Source organism: Spirosoma knui, assembly GCF_054780635.1.
Window position 1 is genome coordinate 281278 of the sequence record NZ_BAAGVY010000006.1, and the last position, 24860, is coordinate 306137.

Consider the following 24860-nt stretch of genomic DNA (forward strand, 5'->3'; position numbering starts at 1 on the left):
GTATACTTAATGCTGTTAACCATTCCAGTGCTGTTGCGTTATGGAGTTGTTCTCGCCATTTACGTTATGAAACCGTTTATCATCACCCTGGCGCTACTGGCTTTGCTCAGTACGCTAACGCCATCCAGGACAAGCGCACAACAAACGTATTTTAATGTTCCTTCGTCCGACATCGTTGGTAAGCACGAGGTATCAGTGCAGCAGCAGGTTAATTTTGCCGAAACCTACCGGTCGAGTACTACTTTTAATTTTGGGCTTGGGAAAGAATGGGAGATTGGAGCGAACTTGTATAATGTTACGTATGAACCTTCAGAACGACGCTTCTCCCGCAACGATTCAACGACTCAGCAGCCATTTGGTCCTTTGTTACTGCTCAACACCCAGAAGGCGTTTGACCTGAATGAGCATCTGGAGGTGGCTATTGGAGCACAGGGAGGCATAAACCTAACGCCCACTCACAAATCCCAATTAGTGGGCTATTTGTACACGCATGTTGCGGGTTCGTTGTACGATGAGCATTACAACTGGTCATTTGGCGCTTACACCGCTAATCCTCGTTACTTGGGCGAAGGTCCTAAGGCCGGATTTCAGGCCGGTTTCGACGCCGGTATTTTTTACCAAAAATTTCACGTACTGGGCGACTGGATCTCGGGTTCGCACGAACAGGGTCAGCTGGTGTTAGGAGCAGAAGTGTATTTGGGAAAGCATTTCCCGCTGGCTGTTGGCTGGCAGCGGTCCAATAAAAACGGTGCTCAGGCTTTAGTTGTACAACTAACTTATAATCCGGAATGACAAAATGACTTCATTAACCTGAACATTGCTAATGAAGGTTAAACTACCAAAGTTGTTGCAGAGGCTAGCTACGTATCGTAGCGGGACAATAAAAAAGCAGGCGTTTAGTAAGAGCGAAACCCGCTACTCTGGGATCGTCTTTTCATAAACTGCCTGCTGCTTATTACCATTGAGCCATCGGCAAATTAGCCGACTGCAGCTCTAATTGCACGTCTTTAGACGTAATCGCCATCTTATTCAAAGCAATATAGATTGCCTTTACAGCATCTTCGATGCGTTTCCAGCCTTCTTCGCTACGTAGGTCGATACTGATCATAGTGCGATCGTTCTGAGCCATAATCGTCAGATACGTCATAGCACCCAAAACGACGGCGGATATAGCCTGCGTATCGGCACCTTTCACAAACGAAAGCTGACTAACAAGACGCGTCATTTCTTCGTCTTGCGCCTTAGCAGTTGTTTCGGCAATGGAGTCGTTCTCAATTACGCTTGCTTTCAAAATTTCACGAGCCGCTTTGAACGTACGGAAGTAGCGGTACGTCTGGATCACCTGACGATACCAGATTCGAGCTACGTCTGATTCATGGAGTGGACGGATTTGGTCCAGCACAGCAGGGTTAAAGACCGGAAATAACTTACCCATCTTTACATAATATTCAAGAAGCCCTTCCATACCGCCAAAGTATCGGTAAATCAATACTTTACTGACGTTTGCCTTTTCGGCCACCCGATTGACGCCAACCCCCTCAAGCCCACGTTCAGCAATGACTTCCTCCAACGCTTCGACGATCCGCTGTGTGGTTTTTGCACGGTTCCGCCTTACTTTCTCGTCTTTCTCCATATTGAATGCATTCGTTATTATTCATGTAGTTACCTTATTTGACTACAAATAGCGTTGAGAGTCACTTCAGTAAACCTTAATCTATCAATAGATTTTATCAGGCCCGGTATGTCATCGTAAACCAAATATCAAATTGTGTTAACCAAACGAAGGGAATAACGATGGTTGTGTAATCAAAGATCGTTTCTGATACAAAAAAAGGCCTTATGTCACCTTATGTAGCTATCTGGCAAAGGAACTGTTTTTTTAGATGGAGGCAAAAAAAATTGTAATTTTCTGATAGAAAGTACCTGTTAAAAACTATATAACGCTAGAATTGGAAGAAAAACATAAAAGCCGCCTGATAAAATCAAGCGGCTTCCTGTGTTGCCCGAGAAGGATTCGAACCTCCACAAACAGAACCAAAATCTGTCGTCCTACCCTTAGACGATCGGGCAATTGCGAGTGCAAAGATAACGGGCGCTGAACGTTAAAAGCAAGTATAGACTCAAAAAATAATCGATTTAACGCAGTCCTAAGCCCATAAGCCCTGATTTACAAGCACAAAAAATTTTACACACTCGCAATTATCGACCCTGAACTAATCTTTTTTACTAATCCCTGAAGGACTTTTCCGGGGCCGCATTCGTAAAATTCTGTAGCGCCGTCTGCCACCATCCGCTCAACAGACTGTGTCCAGCGAACGGGGGAAGTTAACTGAGCGATCAAATTAGCCTTAATCTGAACAGGGTCGGTGGTTGGCTGCGCATCAACATTCTGGTACACGGGACAGCGGGGAGCGTTGAAGGGCATCAGGTTAACCGCGTCGGCAAACTCGTCGCGAGCAGGCTCCATAAATGGGGAATGGAACGCGCCACCTACCGCCAACTGCACCACACGCTTGGCTCCCGCTGCCTTCAGACGTTCTTCGGCTAACTGAATGCCCGCTAGGCTACCAGATATAACGACCTGACCGGGGCAGTTGTAATTAGCCGGAACAACAATCTCTTCGGTTATCTCAGAACAGACCCGCTCAATCACCTCATCTGCCAGCCCAAGCACAGCCGCCATGGTGGATGAAACCAGTTCGCACGCCCGTTGCATAGCCGTGGCTCGGACCGAGGCCAGTCGTAATCCGTCTTCGAAGGAGAGTACGCCAGCAGCGGTCAACGCCGACAGTTCACCGAGCGAATGACCGGCAACCATATCCGGCGAAAACGATTCGCTTGTCAAGGCCAGCACTACCCCATGCAGAAAAACGGCGGGTTGGGTGTAAATTGTTTGTTTAAGGTCTTCGTCGCTTCCCTCAAACATGATAGCCGTCAAATTATAACCGAGTATGTCGTTAGCCTGATCGAACAATTGCCGGGCTGAGATACCCTGCGAGCGATTATCGTTCTGATAAAGGTCGAGCCCCATGCCTCTAAACTGAGAGCCCTGGCCGGGAAAAACGTATGCTTTCATACTATAAGTGTTGGCAGTTTAACCAATAGAGATGCAAAGTAAGCCGCATAAATGAGTTCTGTCAAAACAGATTTACAGTCCTTTATGGAAAACTATTGACTAACAGTATATTAAGCGGTATAGGCTGTGCTTTAGCTGAAATAAATAGTCAACAGTTACGCGCATGAAAACGGCCGGGAGTAATACAAATACAGAAAAACAAAAGCTCGGTACATACTGTTACGAAATCAGGGGATTTGTCTAATTTTTAGAGTCTATAAATTAGACGTTCACCGCCCTAAAAACAGGGCTAACCTTGTTTCCGTCGGGTTTGTGCTTTAGTTTTGGTGCGCCGTTTGAAACGGCTTTTTTTCAATAGTTTACCACTAAAAATTTCGTGTCGTTCACCATATGGCTTGGGTAACACAAACATTGTCCAGCTCCCTCGGCCGCAAGGTCATTATGTCGCTGACGGGACTGTTTTTGAGTTCGTTTTTGATCGTTCACATGGCTGGTAATTTACAGCTTTTTAAGGGCGACAACGGACGGGCGTTCAACGAGTATACGTACTTCATGACGCATAATCCGCTTATCATTACTATTTCGTACCTGCTCTACACATCTATTCTGGTTCACGCGCTTATGGCATGGGTTTTAACCCGCCACAACCAAGAGTCACGGCCTGTGAAGTATGCATTTGCCCGCCCGGATGCGAATAGCCCCTGGTCATCGCGAAACATGGGGATTTTAGGGACTGTAATCCTAGTCTTTATCGTTATCCACATGCGGACGTTCTGGTACGAAATGCACTTCGGAGCTGTGCCTATGGCCGAGTACGATGGCAAGCAGTACAAAGACCTGTATGCGGTTGTAAAGGAGGCTTTCTCGCAGTGGTGGTACGTGCTGCTGTACGTCCTGTCGATGGTGGCACTAGGGTATCACCTGGCGCACGGGTTTCAAAGCGGTTTTCAATCGTTAGGTATCCGGCATCCTAAATACACCCCCCTGATTGAGAATCTGGGCCGCTATTTCTTTGCCTTTCTGATTCCGGTTGCTTTTGCGGCTATGCCGATTTATGTGTTTTTGAAAGTTCACGGGATTATATAAATGAATGAGCAATTAGTGAATGAGCAGCTAACAAACGGCTTAAACATTTACTAATACAATCATTCACTAATTCGCAATTAAGAATTATGAAACTGGATTCAAAGACTCCCGAGGGGCCGTTAGCCGAGAAATGGTCACGGCATAAGTTCGGCTTGAAGCTGGTCAACCCGGCGAACAAGCGTAAGTATGATATAATTGTTGTTGGAACGGGCCTGGCGGGTGCTTCTGCGGCTGCCTCACTGGCTGAGCTGGGCTACAATGTAAAAGCCTTTACGTTCCATGATAGCCCCCGGCGCGCGCACTCCATTGCAGCGCAGGGTGGTATAAATGCGGCTAAAAACTACCAGAACGACGGCGACAGTATTTTCCGTCTATTCTACGATACCATCAAAGGGGGTGACTACCGCGCCCGTGAAGGTAATGTGTACCGCCTGGCTGAAGTTAGCGTAAACATCATTGACCAGTGCGTGGCGCAGGGTGTTCCGTTTGCCCGTGAGTACGGCGGCTTATTGGCAAACCGTTCATTCGGTGGCGCTCAGGTATCGCGTACGTTCTACGCACGGGGGCAGACAGGCCAGCAGTTGCTGCTGGGGGCTTATCATGCTTTAAGTCGTCAGGTGACGAATGGCAAGGTGAAGCTCATCACGCGTACCGAAATGCTCGACCTGGTCGTCGTTGATGGAAAGTGCCGGGGTATCATTACCCGAAATTTGATCACTGGTAAAATTGAATCGCATTCCGCCCACGCTGTACTGCTGTGCACGGGTGGTTACGGAAACGTCTTCTATCTGTCGACAAATGCGATGAACTCGAATGCTACGGCGGCCTGGCGGGCTCATAAGCGTGGCGCGTTGTTCAGTAATCCCTGTTACACGCAAATTCACCCTACCTGTATTCCGGTTAAGGGCGATTACCAGTCGAAGCTGACGCTGATGTCGGAGTCGCTACGTAACGACGGACGGGTATGGGTTCCGAAAACGAAAGAAGACGCTGAACTGATTCGTCAGGGCAAGAAACGGGCAAATGACATTGCCGAAGAAGATCGTGATTACTTCCTGGAGCGCCGGTACCCATCATTCGGGAACCTCGTACCTCGGGACGTGGCATCCCGTAACGCCAAGTACGTTTGTGACGAAGGTCGTGGCGTAGCGCCAACGGGTCTGGCTGTCTATCTCGACTTTGCGGATGCAATCAAGCGCGACGGCCGTAAAACGATTGAGGCTAAGTATGGTAACCTGTTCGAGATGTACGAAAAAATCGTCGACGATAACCCATACGAAACCCCAATGATGATCTACCCTGCGGTGCACTATACCATGGGCGGTCTCTGGGTTGACTACAACCTGATGACAACGGTCCCCGGTTTGTATGCAATGGGTGAAGCGAACTTCTCAGACCATGGTGCAAACCGCTTAGGTGCGTCGGCGCTGATGCAGGGACTGGCCGATGGCTATTTCGTGATTCCGTACACGGTAGGTGATTATCTGGCAACGATTGGTCCAGCCGATAAACTGCCCGTTGACCACCCTGCATTTAAGGAAGCCGAGAAGCATATTCAAGATATGAACAGCCGCTTCCTGTCGATCAAAGGCACCAAAACGGTGGATGAATTCCACAAGGAGTTGGGCCACATCATGTGGGATTACTGTGGTATGTCACGTAACGCCGAGGGCCTGAAGAAAGCCAAGAAAATGATTCAGGAGCTGCGGGCTGAGTTCTGGCAAAACGTCCGGGTGATGGGCGACGCTGAAGAAATGAACCAGTCGCTCGAACATGCCGGTCGCGTAGCCGACTTCCTTGAATTGGGTGAACTTATGGTGGATGATGCTCTGCACCGCGAGGAATCGTGTGGCGGTCACTTCCGTGAGGAGTATCAGACTGAAGAAGGGGAAGCCTTACGTAACGATGCCGACTTTGCCTACGTAGCGGCCTGGGAGTACACGGGCGATAATCAGCCTGAAGTGCTTCATAAAGAAGTGCTTGAGTTCGAGAATGTGAAGCTTACCCAGCGGAGTTATAAATAGGAGTTATAGAGTCATACGTAGTACCGTTTTAACGAACCATACTGCGTATGACGATACGACTTGACAACTTCTTGATACAATGAAAGTTACACTGAAAGTCTGGAGACAGAAAAATAATAGTACGCCGGGTAAACTGGTGGAATACCAACTGGATAATATCTCGCCGGACATGTCTTTTCTAGAAATGTTCGACGTATTGAATGGCGAATTGACCAAAAAAGGCGAAGAAATCATTGCGTTTGATCACGACTGCCGCGAAGGTATTTGTGGTTCCTGCGCTATGTTTATCAACGGCCGGGCGCACGGTCCACAAACGGGAGCTACTACGTGTCAGTTGCACATGCGCTCATTCAACGATGGTGATACCATTGTCGTTGAGCCTTGGCGCGCGCGGGCGTTCCCGGTCATTAAAGATTTGATGGTGGACCGTTCGGCATTCGACCGCGTAGCACAGGCGGGTGGTTATATTTCGGTGAACACCGGTTCGGCACCCGATGCCAACGAGATTCCGGTGCCACGTTACGTAGCCGACGAAGCCATGGATGCCGCTCAGTGCATTGCCTGTGGCGCTTGTGTAGCCGCTTGCAAAAACGCATCGGCTATGCTCTACGTAGCGGCTAAAGTGTCGCACTTTGCCGTGCTTCCTCAAGGGCAGGCTGAGCGGCAGCAGCGGGCAGAACGGATGGTGGCACAGATGGATGCCGAAGGCTTTGGTGCCTGTTCCTTTACGGGCGCTTGTTCCGTTGAGTGTCCAAAGTCGATTTCACTCGATCACATCGCCCGTATGAATCGTGAATACCTTGGAGCGAAATTAACCTCAGACAACGTTCAGGGTTAACGTAATACATCAAAAGAAAAAGCCTGTTACGTTCTCATGCAAGCCACGAGAACGTAACAGGCTTTTTCTTGCTTTAAAGCAGAGTGATCAGCAGGAAGTACTATATAATGCTAATATTCTGTTCAGAAAATAAAGAGCTAAGCAAGAGAAGATAGAGAAAGCTTAGCACTCAAGAGGGTTTAAAATTTGAATTAATATGCAGTAGTTATACCCAACATTGAGGTTATGTATAAATCTTCTCTTGTTTGACCGCTATATGAGTTGGTTTTAAAGTAATTAATTACATAAGTCATACTTAAGAACCGTGCGGCAAGTCTCATCTTATAAAACATCATATACTATGCGTTTATGGGTCTTGCTATTGGTTTCGGTAGCTTTACTAGGCGGACCAATAGCTTGTGTAGATTCCGAAGATTTGACGCTGAGGAGCAAATTAGATATACTTATAGTAGAAGGTACCGTTACTAATCTGGTGGAACCGATGAAAATTCGTCTTAACCGGTCCCGACCCGATCAAACGTTAGGACGATCCATCATATTTCCTGTTACTAAAGCAAAAATGTCCGTGGTGGTCGATTCGACAGAAACCATTACGTGTCACGAAACTGTAGATGGTACTTATCAGCTTCCGTCCGATTTTAAAGGACAAGTCGGCCACGCCTACCAACTTCAGTTTACGCTGAGCGACGGAACCCGATATGCTTCTACACAACAGATTATGCAGCCCGTGCCTCCTGTAGCAAGGGTAACGTCAGAGTTCAATACGGCTAGTGTTTTACCGGTAATTGATGAAAATTACACTGGCGGACATGATGTTTATGCTGATATACTTGACCCTGTCGATGTACGTAATTACTACCGTTGGGACTGGACGTTGTATGAACAGCAGGAGTGGTGCCGGTCGTGCGCTGGAGGTATATATGCTGTAAATGCAGTTGAGCTGCTAAGCAGTTCACTTTATCAATCTACCGATCGGCCATACGAGGATTGTTTCTACCCACCAGTTGGTTCACAGGCTCAAAATCAGCTCAGAAACTCTATTATTGATTACCCCTGCCGGACTAAATGTTGGGAAATTATACAGAGTCACGACGATATAAATATATTTAATGATCAGTACAGCAATGGCGGTTTAATCGTTCGTCGGCCAGTAGCCCATATTCCCTACTATCAAAATAAACCGTGTATAGTGCATATACGGCAGGGATCACTTACGAAGGACGCTTATCAGTACTTCAATCTCTTAGCGCAGCAAACCCAAAAAACGGGTGGATTGGCCGATACGCCCCCAGCTATACCAGCGGGAAACATACACAACGTAGCTAATAGTAACGAAGCTGTCGTTGGCTATTTTACGGCCTCGGCGGTATTTATTAAACCACACTATATCGATCGTAGAGATACTCAGGGTGTACCACCTGGCTTATTCTATGCCTTATATGGACGGCTGCCCAAAGCCGAAATGCCACCCCCGTTAGGTCCAGATTTTATTCGGAATGGACCTCCCCGTCCTCCAACCGCCATCTGTGCGCCCGCTGAACAAAGGACATCTTTCAAACCAGCGGGCTGGCCTGATTAATTTTGAATGTGCACGTTGGCAGATAAAAGATAAATGCCTGTTTGTCTGTATTTAATCTTGATTGTACAGAGCTACAGTCAACGCTTTCCATAGTTAATTTTAAAACACAAAAAATCCTAACACGCGCCATACGTATTAGGATTTGTCTATCTGCCAGCAAAAGTACCTAAGCCGTTGCGCCTTCTTTTAGGCGTTCGGCGTTTTCGGCGATGCGGAGTTGTTCGATAAATTCGCCGATGTCGCCGTCCATCACGGCGGGTAGGTTGTATACTGTCAGGCCGATGCGATGATCGGTTACGCGGCTTTGCGGATAGTTATACGTCCGGATCTTGTCGGAGCGGTCGCCACTTCCTACCATCGTCTTCCGTTGCGAGGCAATCGCGTCGTTGTGCTTCTGCAACTCGATTTCGTACAAACGCGAACGTAACACGGTCAGCGCTTTATCAAAGTTTTTCAACTGCGATCGCTCATCCTGACATTGCACCACCAAACCAGTTGGGATGTGCGTCAACCGAACTGCCGAATACGTCGTGTTAACAGACTGGCCACCCGCCCCAGATGAACAGAACGTATCTTTGCGGATGTCGTTCATATTCAGTTCAACGTCCACCTCTTCGGCTTCGGGCAGCACGGCTACGCTGGCGGCCGAGGTGTGAATACGGCCCTGCGTTTCGGTAGCTGGTACGCGTTGTACGCGGTGTACGCCCGATTCAAACTTCAATTTGCCGTATACATCTTCGCCTTCGATCTCGGTGATAATTTCTTTGTACCCGCCCGACGTACCTTCTGTGTAATCGACGAGCGTCATGCGCCAGCCCATTTTCTCGCAGAACCGCTGGTACATCCGGAAAATATCACCCGCAAAAATGGCTGCTTCGTCGCCACCCGTACCACCACGAATTTCAAGAATAACGTTTTTACTATCGTTGGGGTCTTTCGGAATCAGCATCTCCTTGAGCGTTTCTTCCAGCGATTCCCGGCGCGGCAGCAGTTCGTCTAACTCGCCTTTTGCCATCTCCCGAAAGTCTTCATCTTTCTCAGTGGCAATGATTTGCTTGGCATTGTCGATCTCCAGCAGCAGTTGCTGATAGGCGAGGTATTGATCAACAATCTTTTCCAGATCTTTATATTCTTTGCTCAGCTTCATGAACCGCTTCTGGTCGGAAACCACCTCTGGCTGCACAATCTGCTGGGCGACTTCGTTAAAGCGTTCCCGAATGGCTTCTAATTGTTCGAGCATAACTGTTTCTCTAGTATCGTACTACAAAAATACAACATTTCGGCCGGACAACCGCCCATCCGCTACCTTTGCAACCCGCAGCTTGTGCGCAACGTTACATACGTACTGGCCACTATGATTCTCCGGTTCAATGAAAACGCATTCTCTTATCCTTACGTTTGCTCTGCTCACGCTGGCGCTTAGTTCCTGTGATCCCGAACGGGTAAAATATACCAACGAGTTAAAGCAGCAGATGGCTGATATGAAGATCAAACGCATTACCAACGCCGATATGGTTGAAACGGTGAATACGTTTGGTGACCGCATTAGCCGTACGGTTCAAAATGAACTGGCCGAAAAACTCCAGGCTGCCACCGATCCGGCCGAACAGGCAAAACTTTGCCAATTGCAGACACTGCCCCGCACGAAGGCCATCGGCGAGAAATATGGCGTGGATATTCGTTTACTGGGCGCAGCCGATGTGCAGAATAAGACCTTGAACCAAAAAGAGCGCGAGATACTCGACGCATACCTGTACAATGCCGAGCAGAAGAAATCGCAGATCTCGAACATCCAGAAGATAAATGATACGCTGTTTATCTACAACGCGGTCGTACCAACCGAAAACAGAATCTGTGAGGTCTGTTTCGGTAAGCAGAAAACACCGCTGGCTGTCTGGAGGATCGCCTTTCCCAAGCGTGAAGTGATTCGGCGAACAAAACCATCCGCCAAATAGCGGTACGTATTACGCCCTATTCTAGGAAGTGGTATCTCCGGCCACCGACAGTCACTGTAGCTCTCGCAGATACATCTGAATGGTGTTTTCCAGGCCGAAATAAAGGGCGTCGGAAATTAGCGCGTGGCCGATCGATACTTCCAGCAGGCTGGGAATGTGCTGGGCAAAATACCGAATGTTCTCCAGGCTTAGATCATGCCCCGCGTTGAGACCTAGCCCAAGCTCATTGGCCACCGTTGCCGCCCGGTAGAACGGAGCGATCGCGGCTTCAGGGCTCGTAGGGAAATGGGTTGCGTAGGGTTCGGTATACAGTTCGATCCGGTCGGTGCCGGTGGCTTTAGCGCCTTCGACCATGCGCTCGTCGGCATCCACAAAAATTGATACCCGGATACCATCCTGTTTAAACGTATCGACTAGTCGGCGTAGCTTATCCCGATGTGTAAGGGTATCCCAGCCTGCGTTCGACGTGATGGCATCCGGCGCGTCGGGCACCAGTGTTACCTGAGCGGGTTTGACACGCTTAACCAACTCAATGAATCGCTCGTCGGGGTTGCCTTCAATATTGAACTCGGTCGTAACAACGTCCGCCAGATCAAGTACGTCCTGATACCGAATGTGCCGTTCGTCAGGGCGAGGGTGCACCGTAATGCCTTCGGCTCCGAAGCGTTCAGCGTCCAGAGCGACCCGAACCACATTAGGATTGCTGCCTCCCCGCGAGTTTCGGAGCGTGGCAATTTTATTGATGTTAACGCTTAAACGAGTCATAGTGTAACGTGTAAAAGTCGGCAAAGACTGCAGAACCAGGCAGCCTTTTATTGCAAAGCAACTTCAATGGTTTTGTTTTGGTTCTGCCTGTCCGCGCTAACGAGCGTGTCTTTGTTACGTATTGAAGTTGGGCTAATCGTTGCTGCCTGGTTTGAAGGCAGCTAGAAAGGCCGGTGCTGAACAGAGCAACGTAACAGCGATAGGCAGTTATGCTATTGTGAGTTATTTGTAAAGATATGGCTGAGGCACAGCTATTTATTCATAATCTGGCCGAAGCCTGTACGCATCTGAACCCAGTCTTTTGCCGGTTCGATCAGCAAAATAGGCAGTTCATTCGCTCATCGATTGGTTCAGGGACATCGATCGGCCAACTTTGTAACATCAAGAACAGGACGACACAGTAGACGACAACATACAACACAAAATGAACACAACCCGTAAGGAGCCGCTGCCTAAGGGAGCCTTAAGGATATCAGAAAATTAGGGTGTCTGGTAGCGTAGGTCGAAACCGCAGCAGTGAACCCGTACCGCTACCATATAAAGTCATTAGGGAATTCATCATAGAAGTTAGGTTAGGGAAGCAGACTGCCCGGCGATGGTATTGCCGGGCAGTTTTATGTACAGTTCATCCCGGCTTTTTGTCAATTCAACCGACGTATTGTGCACTTGATGCGATTGTGGTACGGTACTTGGTGAGCATCCCGTTATTTTCGGATATTCGCCGATATGACGCTGCCCCTAAAATGGCCTGAGGTTATCCGTCCTCGTTTTTTCTCGAAGATAGAGTGGATATATCACCTGCTGATGATGCCTGTACTATTCCCGTTGGGGAATTACTACTTCATCGGCCCGCGCTATTTTCAGGATCTGATAACGTTCCTGATGGGAACCGCCGTTGTGTTCGGTTTATACTGGCTGTCGATTATTGCGTTAACCTTTGCCGTTCGCTGGGTAACCAGCCGATTTCCCGATCAGCGTCAGGCCGTAACGCGCACGCTGGTAATGCTGGTTCTGGTCGGTGGGCTGACGGTGTTGCTGGCTAGTTTTGACGTGTGGATTTACAGCGTAACGCCTTTTTTGCAGGTACAATTCAGTTGGGACGCGGTTCGGCCGATCTGGATATTAGGGTTCATTTTTGATATTTTCTTATGCATTGCACTCAACTTGTTCTACGCCTATTCGCAGTGGCAGGAAAATCAGACCGAGAATGAACAATTGAAACGGGCCGCGCTGCAACACCAGTTCGACGCGCTGAAAGGACAGCTCAATCCGCATTTTTTGTTCAACAGTCTAAATTCGCTTTCCTCGCTCATCAGCGAAGATCCCGATCGGGCCGAACGATTTGTGGATGAATTGTCGAAAGTGTATCGGTACTTATTGCAGGCTGGCAACCGCGATCTGGTGTCCCTGCAGGAAGAGATTACGTTTATCCGCGTTTACATAAACTTACTTCAAACCCGCTACGGCTCCAGCCTGCGGGTTGAGCTTGACATCGTCCGTGATTACCTGAACCGCATGTTGCCACCACTGAGCTTGCAGACCCTGATTGATAATGCGGTAAAGCATAACGTAATGCTGCATGACAAACCGCTGACGATAACCATCAGAACAACCCCACTGGGTTTGCAGGTGAACAACAACTTACAACGGAAGAAAATCACCGTAGAAACCCAGCGGTCCGGGCTGGCTAATCTGGCCGCTAAGTATCGACTGTTCGGTGAAGAGCCGGTACAAATTCGCGAAACAGAATCCGATTTTCGCGTTACGTTGCCTTTGTTGCAGATTCCAACCAGCTATACGCCATGACGCCCTGTTGCGAAACCCGCCTGCGTATGGTCGGCCCCTTTGTGCTGTATCTGTTCGGCACCTTGTTTTTCCGGCTAAGCGCCGTGGTCAATGCCGCTGATCTGGACGAGGCACTTCGGTATGAGTGGATCGCCATACTGGCAGGCTACCTGTGCTGGAATCTGACCCGGTGGGTCGTCATAACCATCCAGCGGCATTGCCCGGGTCTGGGTCAAACCAAAAAACGATTAATCTGGCTGGCTATCGGGTTTCCGTTGCTGGTCAGTTTCGGTGTAATCGTGCGGGTGGAAAGCCATTCGCTGGTGCTGGGCAACTGGTTCGATACGTCCGTTCAGTTCGACTACGCCACTACGACGGGTGTACAACTGTTCTATCATTCGGTGTACATCGCTCTATACGAAGGTATCTACCTGTATCGCCAATGGCAGCAGACCAACGCTGAGAAAGAAGTGTTGCTGAAGGCGCAATGGCAGGGCCAGTTCGAGAGCCTGAAAAATCAGGTCAATCCGCACTTTCTGTTCAATAGCTTAAACTCTCTCTCCTCGCTCATTGCTGACGAACCCGTTAAGGCCGAGCGCTTTGTGGATGAAATGGCTAAGGTGTATCGGTATCTGCTGCGTACGAACGAAGGCGAATTAACGACCCTGGAAACTGAGTTGGGCTTTATCAATTCATACGCTCATTTACTCAAAACACGCTATGGGAAAGGCATCTCAGTAACGGTTGATGTTGATATTGAACAGAATACGTGTTACTTGCCCCCGCTGACGCTGCAAATGCTGGTCGAGAACGCCGTGAAACACAATACCATCCTAAGCCATAAACCGTTGACAATCGAGATCAAGGCTACCGCCAACGGACCCGAGCGGGCAGGGCGGCTGATGGTACGTAATAATTTGCAGAAACGGACCGTCCGGATTCCGTCTAATCAGGTTGGCTTATCGAACATTGCGGCTAAATACCGGATGCTGAGCAGACAGGATATTTTCGTGCGCGACGATGGCCAGTATTTTACGGTAGTGCTTCCGTTGTTAGCTGATTTGCAACCGGTCAACGCTTCATGACGACCTCTGTGCATCATCTGCTCTACCGGCTGCCTGCTGTTCGCCCGCAAACGAAATGGCAGTTGCTGCTGCTATTGCCGTGGTTTATTCCCCTGCTGACGTACTGGTTGTTGGGTGATCGATACGTATCGGACGTATCCACTTTCATTCTGGCCACAATGCTCAATTTAAGTATTGGCGTTACGTGTCTGTTTACGCTCGATCAACTGATACAACAGGTCGTTCGGCGGTACCCAAACATTGGGCAGACGTGGTCACGAATCTGGCGCTTGCTAACTGTTTTTATGATCGTAACGCCCTTGTTCATACTGGGTGGCATGTATTGTTACGATCACTTTCACTGGTTCGGCTATAGTCATGATTCGGAAATAACCGGGCGAATCCTGTTTATGAACATAGGCGCTAACATCTTATCGGTAGGTATCGATGAAACGGCTTATTCGCTGACAAAATGGCGAGAAAACGCGCTTGAGAAAGAGCAGTTGAAAAAAATAAACCTGCAAAGTCAGTTTGAGAGCCTTAAGAACCAGGTTAATCCACACTTTCTGTTCAACAGCCTAAACTCACTATCCTCGCTTATTGCTGAGGAGCCTCAGCAGGCTGAACAGTTCGTCGACGAGATGTCAAAAGTGTACCGATATCTGCTACAAACCAATGAAGGAGAGCTAACCACTCTGGCGAATGAATTGAAGTTTATCGACTCGTATTACCACTTACTGAAAACCAGGTATCAGGCCGGCATTTGTCTGAATGTCGATGTACCCAATCAGTACTTATCTTATCTACTGCCGCCATTGACGTTGCAGATGCTGGTCGAAAATGCTGTAAAGCATAACATTATTCAGGCTAATAAACCCTTACTGCTCGAACTGACCATTTCGGAGGGCCAGTTAATCGTGCGCAACAACTTACAACGCAAAACCCTTCGGGTTGTCTCCAGCCAGGTTGGGCTGACCAATATTGCGGCCAAGTATCGCCTGTTGGCGCAAACTGAGCCGATTGTCAGCGACAGTAATGGTTATTTCACTGTAGTTTTACCCCTCTTATCACCTTTGATCGTATGAATGTATTGATTGTTGAAGACGAAGACCTGGCTGTTCGAAAACTCCAGAAGTTAGTGCAGGAGGTAGACCCTTCCCTGTCGATAACTGGTGTTACGGCCAGCATTGAAGATACCGTGGAATGGATGCAGAACAATCCATCTCCCGATCTGATCTTTATGGATATTGAGCTGGCCGACGGGCAGAGTTTTGAAATTTTTGAGCGGACAGAGGTACGTAGTACCGTGATCTTCACAACCTCGTACGACGAGTATGCGCTGCAGGCGTTTAAAGTCAACAGCATCGATTACTTGCTGAAACCGATTCAGAAAGAAGATTTACAGCGGAGCCTGAAGAAATTTCATGATTTGCACCGCACGGCGCAACCCGACGGCCAGGCCAGCAATTCGCAGCCGTTTAATCTGGACAAACTGCTGCGGGAACTACAACTTCAGCAGCAACCCAAAGACTACCGGAAGCGCTTTCTGGTCCGTCAGGGGCAGCGGCTATTGTCGGTCGAAACGAGCGAAATTGCTTATTTCTATACCGATGAGCGGTTCAGTTTCTTCCGTACGTACACGAACCAAAAGTTCTTAGTCGATTATACACTCGACGAGCTGGCTGATGCCTTAGACCCCGCGCATTTTTACCGGATCAACCGGGGCGTTATAGTTACCCACCGCTCGGTGTCGCAGATGCAGCCGTATTTCGGTAACCGCCTGGCCCTAACCATGCAACCCGCTTTCGACAAGGAAGCAATTGTCAGCCGGGAAAAAGTGAGTGAGTTTAAGAAGTGGATGGGGAAATAAACTCAATAGCCAGCGGCCTGGCCATCTTTGCGCATTTCGGTAGCACCCCAGTAAACCCGGTTGGTGGCATCGAACCGAATGGCCTGGTAGCCGCCGAAGAAGTCGGTTTCGGCCAGACGGTGCCCGCGTCGTTCGAGTTCGGCGCGTACATCTTTGGAAATACCACTTTCCAGTGCCAGCCGCCCCCCGTCGGTCATCAACGTACCGATGGGTTCGCTGCTGCCGGAGTGACTGAATCGGGCGGCATCACCGGCTTCCTGTACGTTCATGCCAAAGTCGATGATGTTGCACAAAACCTGAAGATGACCCTGGGGCTGCATGGCCCCGCCCATAACGCCGAAGCTTAGAAAGGGTTCTCCGTTTTTGAGCACAAAACCAGGGATGATTGTCGAGAACGGGCGTTTGCCGGGCGCATATACGTTGGCATGATCGGGCTGCATAGTAAAGCTGGTGCCTCGGTTATGAAAAACGAAGCCCAGACCGTCGGGTACCATGCCGCTACCAAACTCGAGCATATTGCTCTGAATGAGCGAGACCATGTTTCCCTGGTCATCGGCTACGGTTAAGTAAACGGTGTCACCAGCCCGGAGCGCCGGAATACCCGCATCGATACGTTCTGCAGCCTTGTTCATATTAATCAGCTTCCGGCGCTGATCGGCATACGCCTTGGTTAGCAGCCAATCGGTCGAAGCCTTGCCAAATTCTGGGTCGACGTAGTACCGGGCGCGATCTTCGAAGGCTAATTTTTTTGCTTCAACCAGTAGATGCAGATAATCGGCGCTGTTATGCCCCATACTCTTCAGGTCGTAGCCTTCCAGAATATTGAGCATTTGTAAAACGGCGATTCCCTGTCCGTTGGGTGGTAGTTCATAAACATCATAGCCCCGGTATTTCACCGATACGGGGTCAATCCAATTGCTTTGATGGGCGGCCAGGTCCGTTTTACGTAACGGCATACCCACTCGTCGGGCATATTGGTCAATCGCATCGGCAATAGGACCTTTATAAAACGCATCCCGGCCGCTCTGCGCTATTTTTTCGTAGGTAGCTGCTAAATCAGTATTCTTGAATAACTGGCCTTCGACGGGTGCTTTGCCGTTGATCAAGTACGTTTTACGGAAATTATCAAACTCGGAAATATCGGCCTGATTAGCCGATAACCGATTAGCCGCCACCTGCCACGAATAGGCGATCACTTGCGGAACGGGTACACCTTCGCGCGCGTAGCGAATGCTGGGGGCAAGAATGTTACGTACGGAAAGTTTGCCAAATCGCTTGTGTAGCTCGAACCAGCCATCCACACAACCTGGAACCGAAACGGCCAGGGGGCCATACAGCGGGATTTGCGTCTGCTTGCCCAGTCGGGTACGTAACGCATCATACGTCAAGCCTTTGGGGGATCGCCCGCTGGCATTCAGGCCGTAGAGCTTACGGTCTTTCGCCGACCAGACAATCGCGAACAAGTCACCACCAATGCCGCCGTTGTTCGGTTCGATAACACCCAACGCAGCGTTTGCCGCAATGGCCGCATCAACGGCTGAACCACCCTGTTTTAAAATGTCCAGACCAATCTGCGTCGCAAGTGCGTGACTGGTTGCGACCATGCCATGCGTTCCCAGAGTGGGGCTGCGCGTGACGAAGTTCGGTCCCGTGATGCGGTCGCCTTTACCCGTCTGCTGGCCATACAGGGTGGGCGTACTGAATACGAGCAGGCTTACGATAAAACCCAGGATTGTGCGGTTCATTGGCTGTTTACCAGCTGTCGATGTCAAACAGCTACTTACGTTAAAAGTCACTCTACTGAACCGCTTACTTAACCCGGAAGCTCATAAACGGTCAAAACATTACGTTATAGACTGTAAATCCGTTGTCTTCATTGGTTTAGAATGCTGGCAACGCAAAATTCTCTAGTCCCTTTACAACCTCAACGAAGGGATTAGGGTCTGATTGGTTAGTACAGCTAGTATAATTTATGACAACTATGAAGATTAGTTATTTAGCCGCGGTTCTGCTTAGTGGATTAGCAGCCGTCGGATGTCAACAAACTACTCAGAACGCTGCTCAGCCATCGGAGTCTGTAGTGGTAGGAATTAAGCAGTCGGCACGTATAGGGCAGAGTGTGACCGTGCAGGTCGATACGATTCAGGATAGCCGCTGCCCGGCCAATGCCATCTGCATTCGGGCCGGAAACGCCGATGTTTCGTTTACGCTCACCGACGGCACAAACCGTCAGTCGGGAAGCTTGTGCCTTGGCGAGTGCAAGCCAGGTCCCAAAGACAAAGACTCGACAACGATTCAGTTAGGTAACGATCGGTATCTGGTGCTGCTAAGCGAGGTTCGGCCTTATCCGGGTACTGATCCCGCCAACACAAAGCAGGAAGCAGTGATTAAGGTTAAAAAGCAATAGCTATAAACGCACCTGGCAACAAAAGCAACGCGGCCCGTTCCTACCAGAATGGGCCGCGTTGCTTTTGTTATAAACAGCGGTGCCGGTCAGCCTTTCCTCAAATTAGAGGTTACCACAAAAGTGAGCCACGCCCTGACTTGAAACAATATGGCGGCCATTTCCTTATTTCTTAACAAGCCTTTGCAAACATAATCTAGTTAAAAAGTAGTTAAAACCGTAGTTACAAGAATATGTGAGGCCAAATCGATCAGATATAATTTGTCAGGGTTAAGGCATGACAAGCTATATGCTTGATTCATAGAGTTTTTAACGTTATGGTTGACGAAATACATGTAAACAAACGATCGCTTGGGATTACGTTTGTTGCCGAAGATGAAGCAGAGATTCTGGTGTGGGCGCCAAAGGCTAAGCACGTAGCCATCAAGTTGTACGGTAATGCTGCAGCTATCCCGCTGAAGACAGACAGATTCGGCTACTGGTGCGCTAAAACGCATCAGATTAGCCCCGGTGATTTGTATGAATTTGTTCTGGATGGCGAACTAAGGCGTTCCGATCCGGCATCACTTTGCCAGCCGCAGGGTGTTCATGGACCTTCTCAGGTCGTAAACCTTACCGACTTTCAATGGAATGATCAGGCCTGGGAGAACCTGCCCCTAGAAGAGTACATTATTTATGAACTGCATACGGGTACGTTTACGCCCGAGGGTACGTTTGACGCCATCGAAGAAAAGCTGGATTATCTCAAAGCGTTAGGCGTCAACGCGATTGAACTTATGCCGATTGCGCAGTTTCCCGATTCACGCAACTGGGGTTACGATGGCGTGTTTCCGTACGCCATTCAGAACAGCTACGGGGGAGCCAGCCAACTACAGCACCTCGTTGATACCTGCCACGCGAAAGGAATAGCGGTCTTGCTCGACGTAGTGTATAATCACTTTGGTCCAGAGGGCAACTACTTCAGAGATTTCGGGCCTTACTTCACCAACAAGTACTATACACCCTGGGGCGAGGCCATCAACTTTGACGATGCCTGGTGCGATGGCGTTCGGCGTTACTTTATTGAAAATGCGCTCATGTGGTTCCGGGATTTCCACATCGACGCGTTACGTCTCGACGCAGTTCATGCCATAAAGGATTTTAGCACAACCCACATTCTGCGCGAGATCAAGCAGTACGTCGATCAGCTGATGGAAGCAACTGGTCGTCGGCATTATCTGATTGTGGAAAACGATCTGAACGATCCGAAATTCATCAACCCCTTATCTGAAGAGGGATTTGGCATGGATGCCCAATGGATGGATGAGTTTCATCATGCTTTACGGGTTACGGTCGGCCAAGAACGTAACGGCTATTACTCTGACTTCACGGGTATAAGCCACCTGGCCAAATCCTATCGGGATGCTTACGTATACGATGGCCAGTTTTCGGAGGAGCGGCACCGCTTCTTTGGGAAAAAGGCCGAAAACAATCCGGGTCAACAGTTTGTCGTATTCTCGCAGAATCACGATCACATCGGTAATCGCAAGCTGGGCGAACGGTCCAGCCAGCTCTATAGTTTCGATACGTTAAAAGTGATGGCAGGGGCGGTTATGGTCAGCCCGTATCTACCCCTGTTGTTTATGGGAGAGGAGTGGGCCGAAACGAACCCGTTCCTATACTTCGTCAGCCATACTGATCCGGAGTTAGTAGAAGCCGTGCGGCAGGGACGTCAGCAGGAGTTCGCTTCCTTCTATGCCAGCGATGAGGTTACCGTGCCCGACCCGATGTCTGAATATATTTTCCAACAATCGAAGTTGCAATGGGAATTGTTAGATCAGGAGCCGCATAAAACATTGTTGCGGTACTATCAGACGCTTATTGCGCTCCGTAAGGAACACCCGGCCTTACGCCATTTAGATCGAAAAAATCTAGACGTCAGCGAGAGTGAGGAGCAGAAAACGCTGATCCTGCACCGCTGGCACGACGATCAGCACGTGCTTTGTCTAATGAACTTTGCCAAAGAGCCAAGAGAGGTGAACATACCAGCTTTGGACTTGTCCTGGGAGAAAGCACTTGATTCGGCCGATTCGCAGTGGCAAGATCAAACAAAAGAGGAAGCTGATCGACCAGCCGCCAGTCAGGCCCCACAAACTACCTCAGATGGAGAGACTATTACGCTCCAGGCCGAATCATTCGTCATCTACACACAACGCTATGAATAATCCGGTTGCTACGTACCGATTGCAATTTCATAAAGAGTTTACTTTCAGTGATTTTGAGCGTGTTATTCCCTATTTACACCAGCTTGGCGTAAGTACCATATATGCATCTCCGATCTTTGAAGCCGTACCGGGCAGTACGCACGGTTACGACTCCGTTAATCCGCAGCGTATTAACCCTGAAATTGGCACAGAGGAGCAGCTAAGAGCCATCAGTAAGCAACTCCATGAATTGGGTATTCACTGGGTGCAGGACATTGTACCGAATCACATGGCGTTCCACCCCAACAATACCTGGCTGATGGACGTCTTGGAAAAAGGGCAGCGATCACTCTACGCCCGTTTCTTCGATATAAACTGGACAAGCCCGGTTCATGGGGGGCGGCTTATGGTGCCGTTCCTGGGTTCACCGCTGGAAAAGATTGTTGAGAATGGGGAGTTGAAAATCGATTACCAGGACCAACGGTTCGTGCTGGCGTATTACGATTCGCCTTATCCGATTGGTCTCGATTCATACGCTGCGATTCTACAAGCCGGTTCGGAGGAACCATCAAAGGCGATTCGTGAGCTACTGAATCAGTTGGCCAAGCTGGCAGAAACGGAGGACACCGAGACTTATGCGTTACAGACAACCGAATTTCAGACGAAGCTGGCGAATCTGCTTGACGAGCCTAGTGGTAAAGCGTATCTGAAAAACTGTTTGAAAGCGGTTAATGAAGATGCCACGCGTATTCAGCAGATCGCCGATGAACAGGCATATCGGTTATGCTACCATGCCGAAACCGATACGGAAATTAATTACCGGCGGTTCTTCACGGTCAATGGCCTGATCTGTCTGAATATTCAGGATGAGGTCGTCTTTGAACACGTTCATAAACACATTAAAGCGCTAGTAGAGGCTGATGTGTTTCAGGGGCTACGCGTCGACCATATTGACGGGCTATATGACCCAACTCAGTACTTAGAGCGACTACGGGAGTTGGCCGGACCTAAAGCCTACATCGTTGTTGAAAAAATCCTGGAAACGGGCGAAGAGCTGCCGAGGAACTGGCCAATTCAGGGGGAGACGGGCTACGCGTATCTGTCGCTGGTCAACAATGTACTCACGCGAACCCGGAGCAGCGCCAACTTCACCCGCTTCTACCACAAGTTGCTGGGCGAAAAGGTCAAGATTCATGAGGAGCTTTACGACAAGAAAGCCTACATCCTTAATGAGCACATGCAGGGTGAGCGGGAGAATTTATACCACCTGTTGCTCGACCTGCAACTGATTGACGAGCGCCTAGCAGGGCCACTGACGCCGGACGTAATGAAGGCCGGAATTGGTGAGTTTCTGATTCAATGCCCGGTTTACCGCTATTATGGTAACCAGTTTCCACTAACTGCGGAGGAAGCCCAGGCCGTACAGGACATCATCAGCCGGATTCGGCAACGTAAGCGCGAGTTAAGTCCGGCAATGGACGTACTGGAAGATGCCTGGCTGGTGAAGCCACAAGCGGGCGATGAAGCTTATAATAGCCGCGCGCTACGTTTTTATCAGCGCTGCATGCAGTTTACCGGGCCGCTCATGGCAAAAGGTGTTGAGGATACGCTCATGTATACTTACACGCGTTTCCTGGGACACGATGAAGTCGGCGATTCCCCCGACTTTTTCGGCCTTACGGTCGATGAATTTCACCAGAAAATGCTGGACCGGCAGGAAGGTTGGCCGCTGTCCATCAACGCTACGTCGACGCACGACACCAAACGGGGTGAAGACGTTCGTAGCCGCCTGAATGTACTGACCGACTTAACCGACGAATGGATTGATGCAGTCGAAGAATGGCAGGAGCTGAACAAGGACTTAAAGCAAAATGATGCGCCCGACGCCAACGATGAGTATTTCATTTACCAAACACTGATCGGTGCTCATCCCATGCCGGGGCATGACGAAGATAATTTCCCAACTCGTCTGGCCGAGTATCTTGAAAAGTCCCTGCGTGAGGCTAAGCGACATTCGAGTTGGAACGAACCGAACGAAGTCTACGAAGAAGCAACGAAGAATTTTGCGTTGAAGCTACTTGACCACAAACGACCTTTCTGGAAACGCTTCGGACAATTTCACCGGAGAGTAGCCGATTTTGGCGTAGCTAACTCACTGGCGCAGGTTATGCTGAAGTTCACCACCCCGGGGTTACCAGATGTGTATCAGGGCTGCGAAGGATGGGATCTGAGTATGGTTGACCCCGACAACCGGCGGTCTGTTGATTTCAACCAGCGTCAGCAGTGGCTCGATGAACTGTCATCAAAAGAATCAGAGAGCATTTGGGCTGATTTGTGGAAGAACCGGTTCGATGCCAGCGTAAAACTTTGGCTGGTACACACCCTGCTTAATGAACGTAAACAATACCCCGACCTTTTTGCCAAAGGACATTACGTTCCCTTGCAGGTAGCTGGTCGACATAAACAGCACGTACTGGCCTTTGCCCGTCGGTATGAGCAGACCTGGTACGTAGTCGCAATTCCGCTTGGCCTGGCTCAGTTAGCTAATCAGGATGAGCTAGAGGCTATTGACTGGGCTGATACCCGCATTGTCTTGCCCGACTACGTACCGCAGGAGTGGGCGCATCGGCTTGTACGGGCCAGTGGTAAAGTTGAGAAGGGGAGCCTTGCAATCCAGGACCTCTTTAAAGATATACCGCTGGCAATAGTCAAGCTCCAGAAAGCACCCACTGAACGTAGCGCAGGCATCCTGTTACCCGTTACGTCCTTGCCATCGCCTTATGGCGTCGGTGATTTCGGACCGGAGGCAAAGGCGTTCGCTGATTTTCTGAGCCGGAGCCATCAGACGTACTGGCAGTTGCTACCAATCAATCCGGTTGAATCGGGGCAGGGCCATTCGCCTTATAGTTCGAATTCGAGTATGGCGGGTAGCCCACTCTTGATAAGCTTAGATGTACTAGCCCAAGAAGGTTTGCTGGATCAGGAAACCGTATTAGCCCATCAGTTACCCATTCAGGATAAAGCCGATTTCAAAGCGGCAAAGGGTTCGAAGGAAGAGTTGTTTGAGATAGCGTATCGGAATTTTAAGGCGCACCGATCAGCCGCTCTTCAACTGGAGTTTGAGCAGTTTTGTGAACAAGAAGCATACTGGCTTGATGATTACGCATTGTATTCGGCCTTAAAAATACACCATAAGGATGCGCCCTGGTTTGAATGGTCAAAGGGATATCGACTTCGTCAACCGGAGCCGCTGCAAGCCTTTGCCAGAGATAACGAAGAGGTGATGGACAAGGTGAAGTGGCTCCAGTTCGTGTTCACAAGCCAGTGGAAAGATCTGAAAGCGTACTGCAATGCCCTCGGCATACAACTGTTCGGTGACTTACCTTTTTACGTGAGTTATGATTCCGTTGATGTGTGGGCGAACCCAGATCTGTTCAGTATCGACAATGATGGAAAGATGACGGGTGTAGCTGGTGTGCCGCCCGACTATTTTAACGACGATGGCCAACTTTGGGGGATGCCTGTATTCCGGTGGGATGTCTTAAAGGAGCAGGGCTACTCGTGGTGGATACAGCGCCTGCGCAAAAACATGGAGTTGTATGATTTGTTACGTCTCGACCATTTTCGGGCCTTTGCTGATTATTGGGAAGTGCCCGCCAGCGAAAAGACGGCTGTGAATGGTACGTGGAAACCCGGACCCGGTGCCGACTTTTTCAATGTCGTTCGGCAGGAGTTGGGCGAGCTGCCGTTTGTGGCCGAAGACCTGGGCGATATCAACGAAGCAGTTTATGAGCTTCGGGATGCGTTCAAGATGCCAGGTATGAAAGTCGTGCAGTTTGCCTTCGGCGATGACATGCCCCAAACGGTAAACATTCCGCACAATCATACCATCAATTCGATTGCCTATACCGGCACGCACGATAACAACACCAGCCGGGGCTGGTACCGGCAGAATGCGGATAAAGAAGACCAGATGCGGCTGGCGAAATACGTGGGATATCCGGTTACGGAGAACGATGTGCATGTCGTGTTGGGCCGGATGACATACGGTTCTGTTGCTAAGCTTGCCGTTCTACCCATGCAGGATGTAATTGGCTTAGACGAAAAAGCCCGGTTGAATACACCGGCTTCGGGCAGTGGCAACTGGGAATGGCGACTGTTGCCCGGACAGATTTCGGAGGAGATTGAAGCGCAGTTGAGAGAGTGGGTAAAGGTATATAATCGCTAATCA

The 24860-nt window shown here is 49.5% G+C and carries 18 protein-coding genes and 1 tRNA gene; 13 read left to right on the top strand and 6 right to left on the bottom strand.

Translation table 11 applies throughout. The features are described from left to right. Nucleotides 1-66: 66 nt before the first annotated feature. On the top strand, nucleotides 67-792 hold the full coding sequence (locus ACYVIY_RS15120) for a hypothetical protein (protein ID WP_460977203.1): 726 nt from the start codon (nucleotides 67-69) through the stop codon (nucleotides 790-792). A gap of 163 nt (nucleotides 793-955) precedes the next feature. Here the strand turns inward: ACYVIY_RS15120 and ACYVIY_RS15125 are convergent, their stop codons facing one another. The 3 genes from ACYVIY_RS15125 to fabD all read right to left on the bottom strand — a co-directional run bounded on the left by ACYVIY_RS15125 (nucleotide 956) and on the right by fabD (nucleotide 3076). Continuing rightward, entirely contained in the window at nucleotides 956-1633 is a 678-nt protein-coding gene (locus ACYVIY_RS15125) for a TetR/AcrR family transcriptional regulator (RefSeq protein ID WP_460977204.1), read from the bottom strand. Nucleotides 1634-1999: 366 nt separating this feature from the next. After that, nucleotides 2000-2070: transfer RNA gene (locus ACYVIY_RS15130), tRNA-Gln, on the bottom strand. A gap of 115 nt (nucleotides 2071-2185) precedes the next feature. Next, the gene (gene fabD / locus ACYVIY_RS15135) at nucleotides 2186-3076 is read right to left on the bottom strand and encodes an ACP S-malonyltransferase (RefSeq protein WP_460977205.1); all 891 of its coding nucleotides are present in this window, start codon (nucleotides 3074-3076) and stop codon (nucleotides 2186-2188) included. A 390-nt stretch (nucleotides 3077-3466) separates the two neighbouring features. On the opposite strand from fabD, the gene ACYVIY_RS15140 reads away from it, so the two are divergent. The 4 genes from ACYVIY_RS15140 (at nucleotide 3467) to ACYVIY_RS15155 (ending at nucleotide 8603) form a co-directional block, all read left to right on the top strand. Then, nucleotides 3467-4162 carry a succinate dehydrogenase cytochrome b subunit gene (locus ACYVIY_RS15140; protein WP_460977206.1) on the top strand — a complete coding sequence of 232 codons (696 nt, stop codon included), beginning with the start codon at nucleotides 3467-3469 and terminating at the stop codon, nucleotides 4160-4162. 86 nt (nucleotides 4163-4248) lie between these two features. After that, nucleotides 4249-6186, top strand: coding sequence for a fumarate reductase/succinate dehydrogenase flavoprotein subunit (locus ACYVIY_RS15145; RefSeq protein ID WP_460977207.1), 1938 nt, complete (start codon nucleotides 4249-4251; stop codon nucleotides 6184-6186). A gap of 79 nt (nucleotides 6187-6265) precedes the next feature. Continuing rightward, entirely contained in the window at nucleotides 6266-7024 is a 759-nt protein-coding gene (locus ACYVIY_RS15150) for a succinate dehydrogenase/fumarate reductase iron-sulfur subunit (protein WP_460977208.1), read from the top strand. A 340-nt stretch (nucleotides 7025-7364) separates the two neighbouring features. Further along, the gene (locus ACYVIY_RS15155) at nucleotides 7365-8603 is read left to right on the top strand and encodes a DUF4249 domain-containing protein (protein ID WP_460977209.1); all 1239 of its coding nucleotides are present in this window, start codon (nucleotides 7365-7367) and stop codon (nucleotides 8601-8603) included. Between the two features lie 166 nt (nucleotides 8604-8769). Here the strand turns inward: ACYVIY_RS15155 and prfA are convergent, their stop codons facing one another. Further along, nucleotides 8770-9843, bottom strand: coding sequence for a peptide chain release factor 1 (prfA, locus tag ACYVIY_RS15160; RefSeq protein WP_460977210.1), 1074 nt, complete (start codon nucleotides 9841-9843; stop codon nucleotides 8770-8772). 130 nt (nucleotides 9844-9973) lie between these two features. Between prfA and ACYVIY_RS15165 the strand changes: the two genes are divergently transcribed. After that, nucleotides 9974-10558: a hypothetical protein gene (locus ACYVIY_RS15165; protein ID WP_460977211.1), complete on the top strand. Its 585-nt coding sequence runs from the start codon at nucleotides 9974-9976 to the stop codon at nucleotides 10556-10558. 51 nt (nucleotides 10559-10609) lie between these two features. Here the strand turns inward: ACYVIY_RS15165 and ACYVIY_RS15170 are convergent, their stop codons facing one another. After that, complete coding sequence (locus ACYVIY_RS15170; RefSeq protein WP_460977212.1) at nucleotides 10610-11323, bottom strand: pyridoxine 5'-phosphate synthase; 714 nt, start codon at nucleotides 11321-11323, stop codon at nucleotides 10610-10612. Nucleotides 11324-12049: 726 nt separating this feature from the next. On the opposite strand from ACYVIY_RS15170, the gene ACYVIY_RS15175 reads away from it, so the two are divergent. From ACYVIY_RS15175 to ACYVIY_RS15190, 4 genes are read left to right on the top strand one after another with little or no spacing between them, the layout of a single operon-like run. After that, nucleotides 12050-13129 (top strand): sensor histidine kinase, encoded by a 1080-nt coding sequence (locus ACYVIY_RS15175; protein ID WP_460977213.1) that lies wholly within the window; start codon nucleotides 12050-12052, stop codon nucleotides 13127-13129. Next, entirely contained in the window at nucleotides 13126-14193 is a 1068-nt protein-coding gene (locus ACYVIY_RS15180; RefSeq protein WP_460977214.1) for a sensor histidine kinase, read from the top strand. Before ACYVIY_RS15175 ends, ACYVIY_RS15180 begins: the two co-directional genes overlap by 4 nt. Next, the gene (locus ACYVIY_RS15185; protein WP_460977215.1) at nucleotides 14190-15257 is read left to right on the top strand and encodes a sensor histidine kinase; all 1068 of its coding nucleotides are present in this window, start codon (nucleotides 14190-14192) and stop codon (nucleotides 15255-15257) included. The genes ACYVIY_RS15180 and ACYVIY_RS15185 overlap by 4 nt, the downstream gene beginning before the upstream one ends. Then, a complete protein-coding gene (locus tag ACYVIY_RS15190; protein ID WP_460977216.1) occupies nucleotides 15254-16042 on the top strand; it encodes a LytR/AlgR family response regulator transcription factor in 789 nt (262 codons plus the stop codon). The genes ACYVIY_RS15185 and ACYVIY_RS15190 overlap by 4 nt, the downstream gene beginning before the upstream one ends. Before the next feature lie 2 nt (nucleotides 16043-16044). On the opposite strand, the gene ggt is transcribed toward ACYVIY_RS15190, so the two are convergent. Continuing rightward, entirely contained in the window at nucleotides 16045-17787 is a 1743-nt protein-coding gene (ggt, locus tag ACYVIY_RS15195) for a gamma-glutamyltransferase (RefSeq protein WP_460977217.1), read from the bottom strand. Between the two features lie 236 nt (nucleotides 17788-18023). Between ggt and ACYVIY_RS15200 the strand changes: the two genes are divergently transcribed. The 3 genes from ACYVIY_RS15200 to treY all read left to right on the top strand — a co-directional run bounded on the left by ACYVIY_RS15200 (nucleotide 18024) and on the right by treY (nucleotide 24857). Beyond that, complete coding sequence (locus ACYVIY_RS15200; protein WP_460977218.1) at nucleotides 18024-18449, top strand: hypothetical protein; 426 nt, start codon at nucleotides 18024-18026, stop codon at nucleotides 18447-18449. A 314-nt stretch (nucleotides 18450-18763) separates the two neighbouring features. Continuing rightward, nucleotides 18764-20650 (top strand): malto-oligosyltrehalose trehalohydrolase, encoded by a 1887-nt coding sequence (gene treZ, locus ACYVIY_RS15205; RefSeq protein ID WP_460977219.1) that lies wholly within the window; start codon nucleotides 18764-18766, stop codon nucleotides 20648-20650. Then, entirely contained in the window at nucleotides 20643-24857 is a 4215-nt protein-coding gene (gene treY / locus ACYVIY_RS15210) for a malto-oligosyltrehalose synthase (protein WP_460977220.1), read from the top strand. Before treZ ends, treY begins: the two co-directional genes overlap by 8 nt. The last annotated feature ends 3 nt before the right edge of the window (nucleotides 24858-24860 follow it).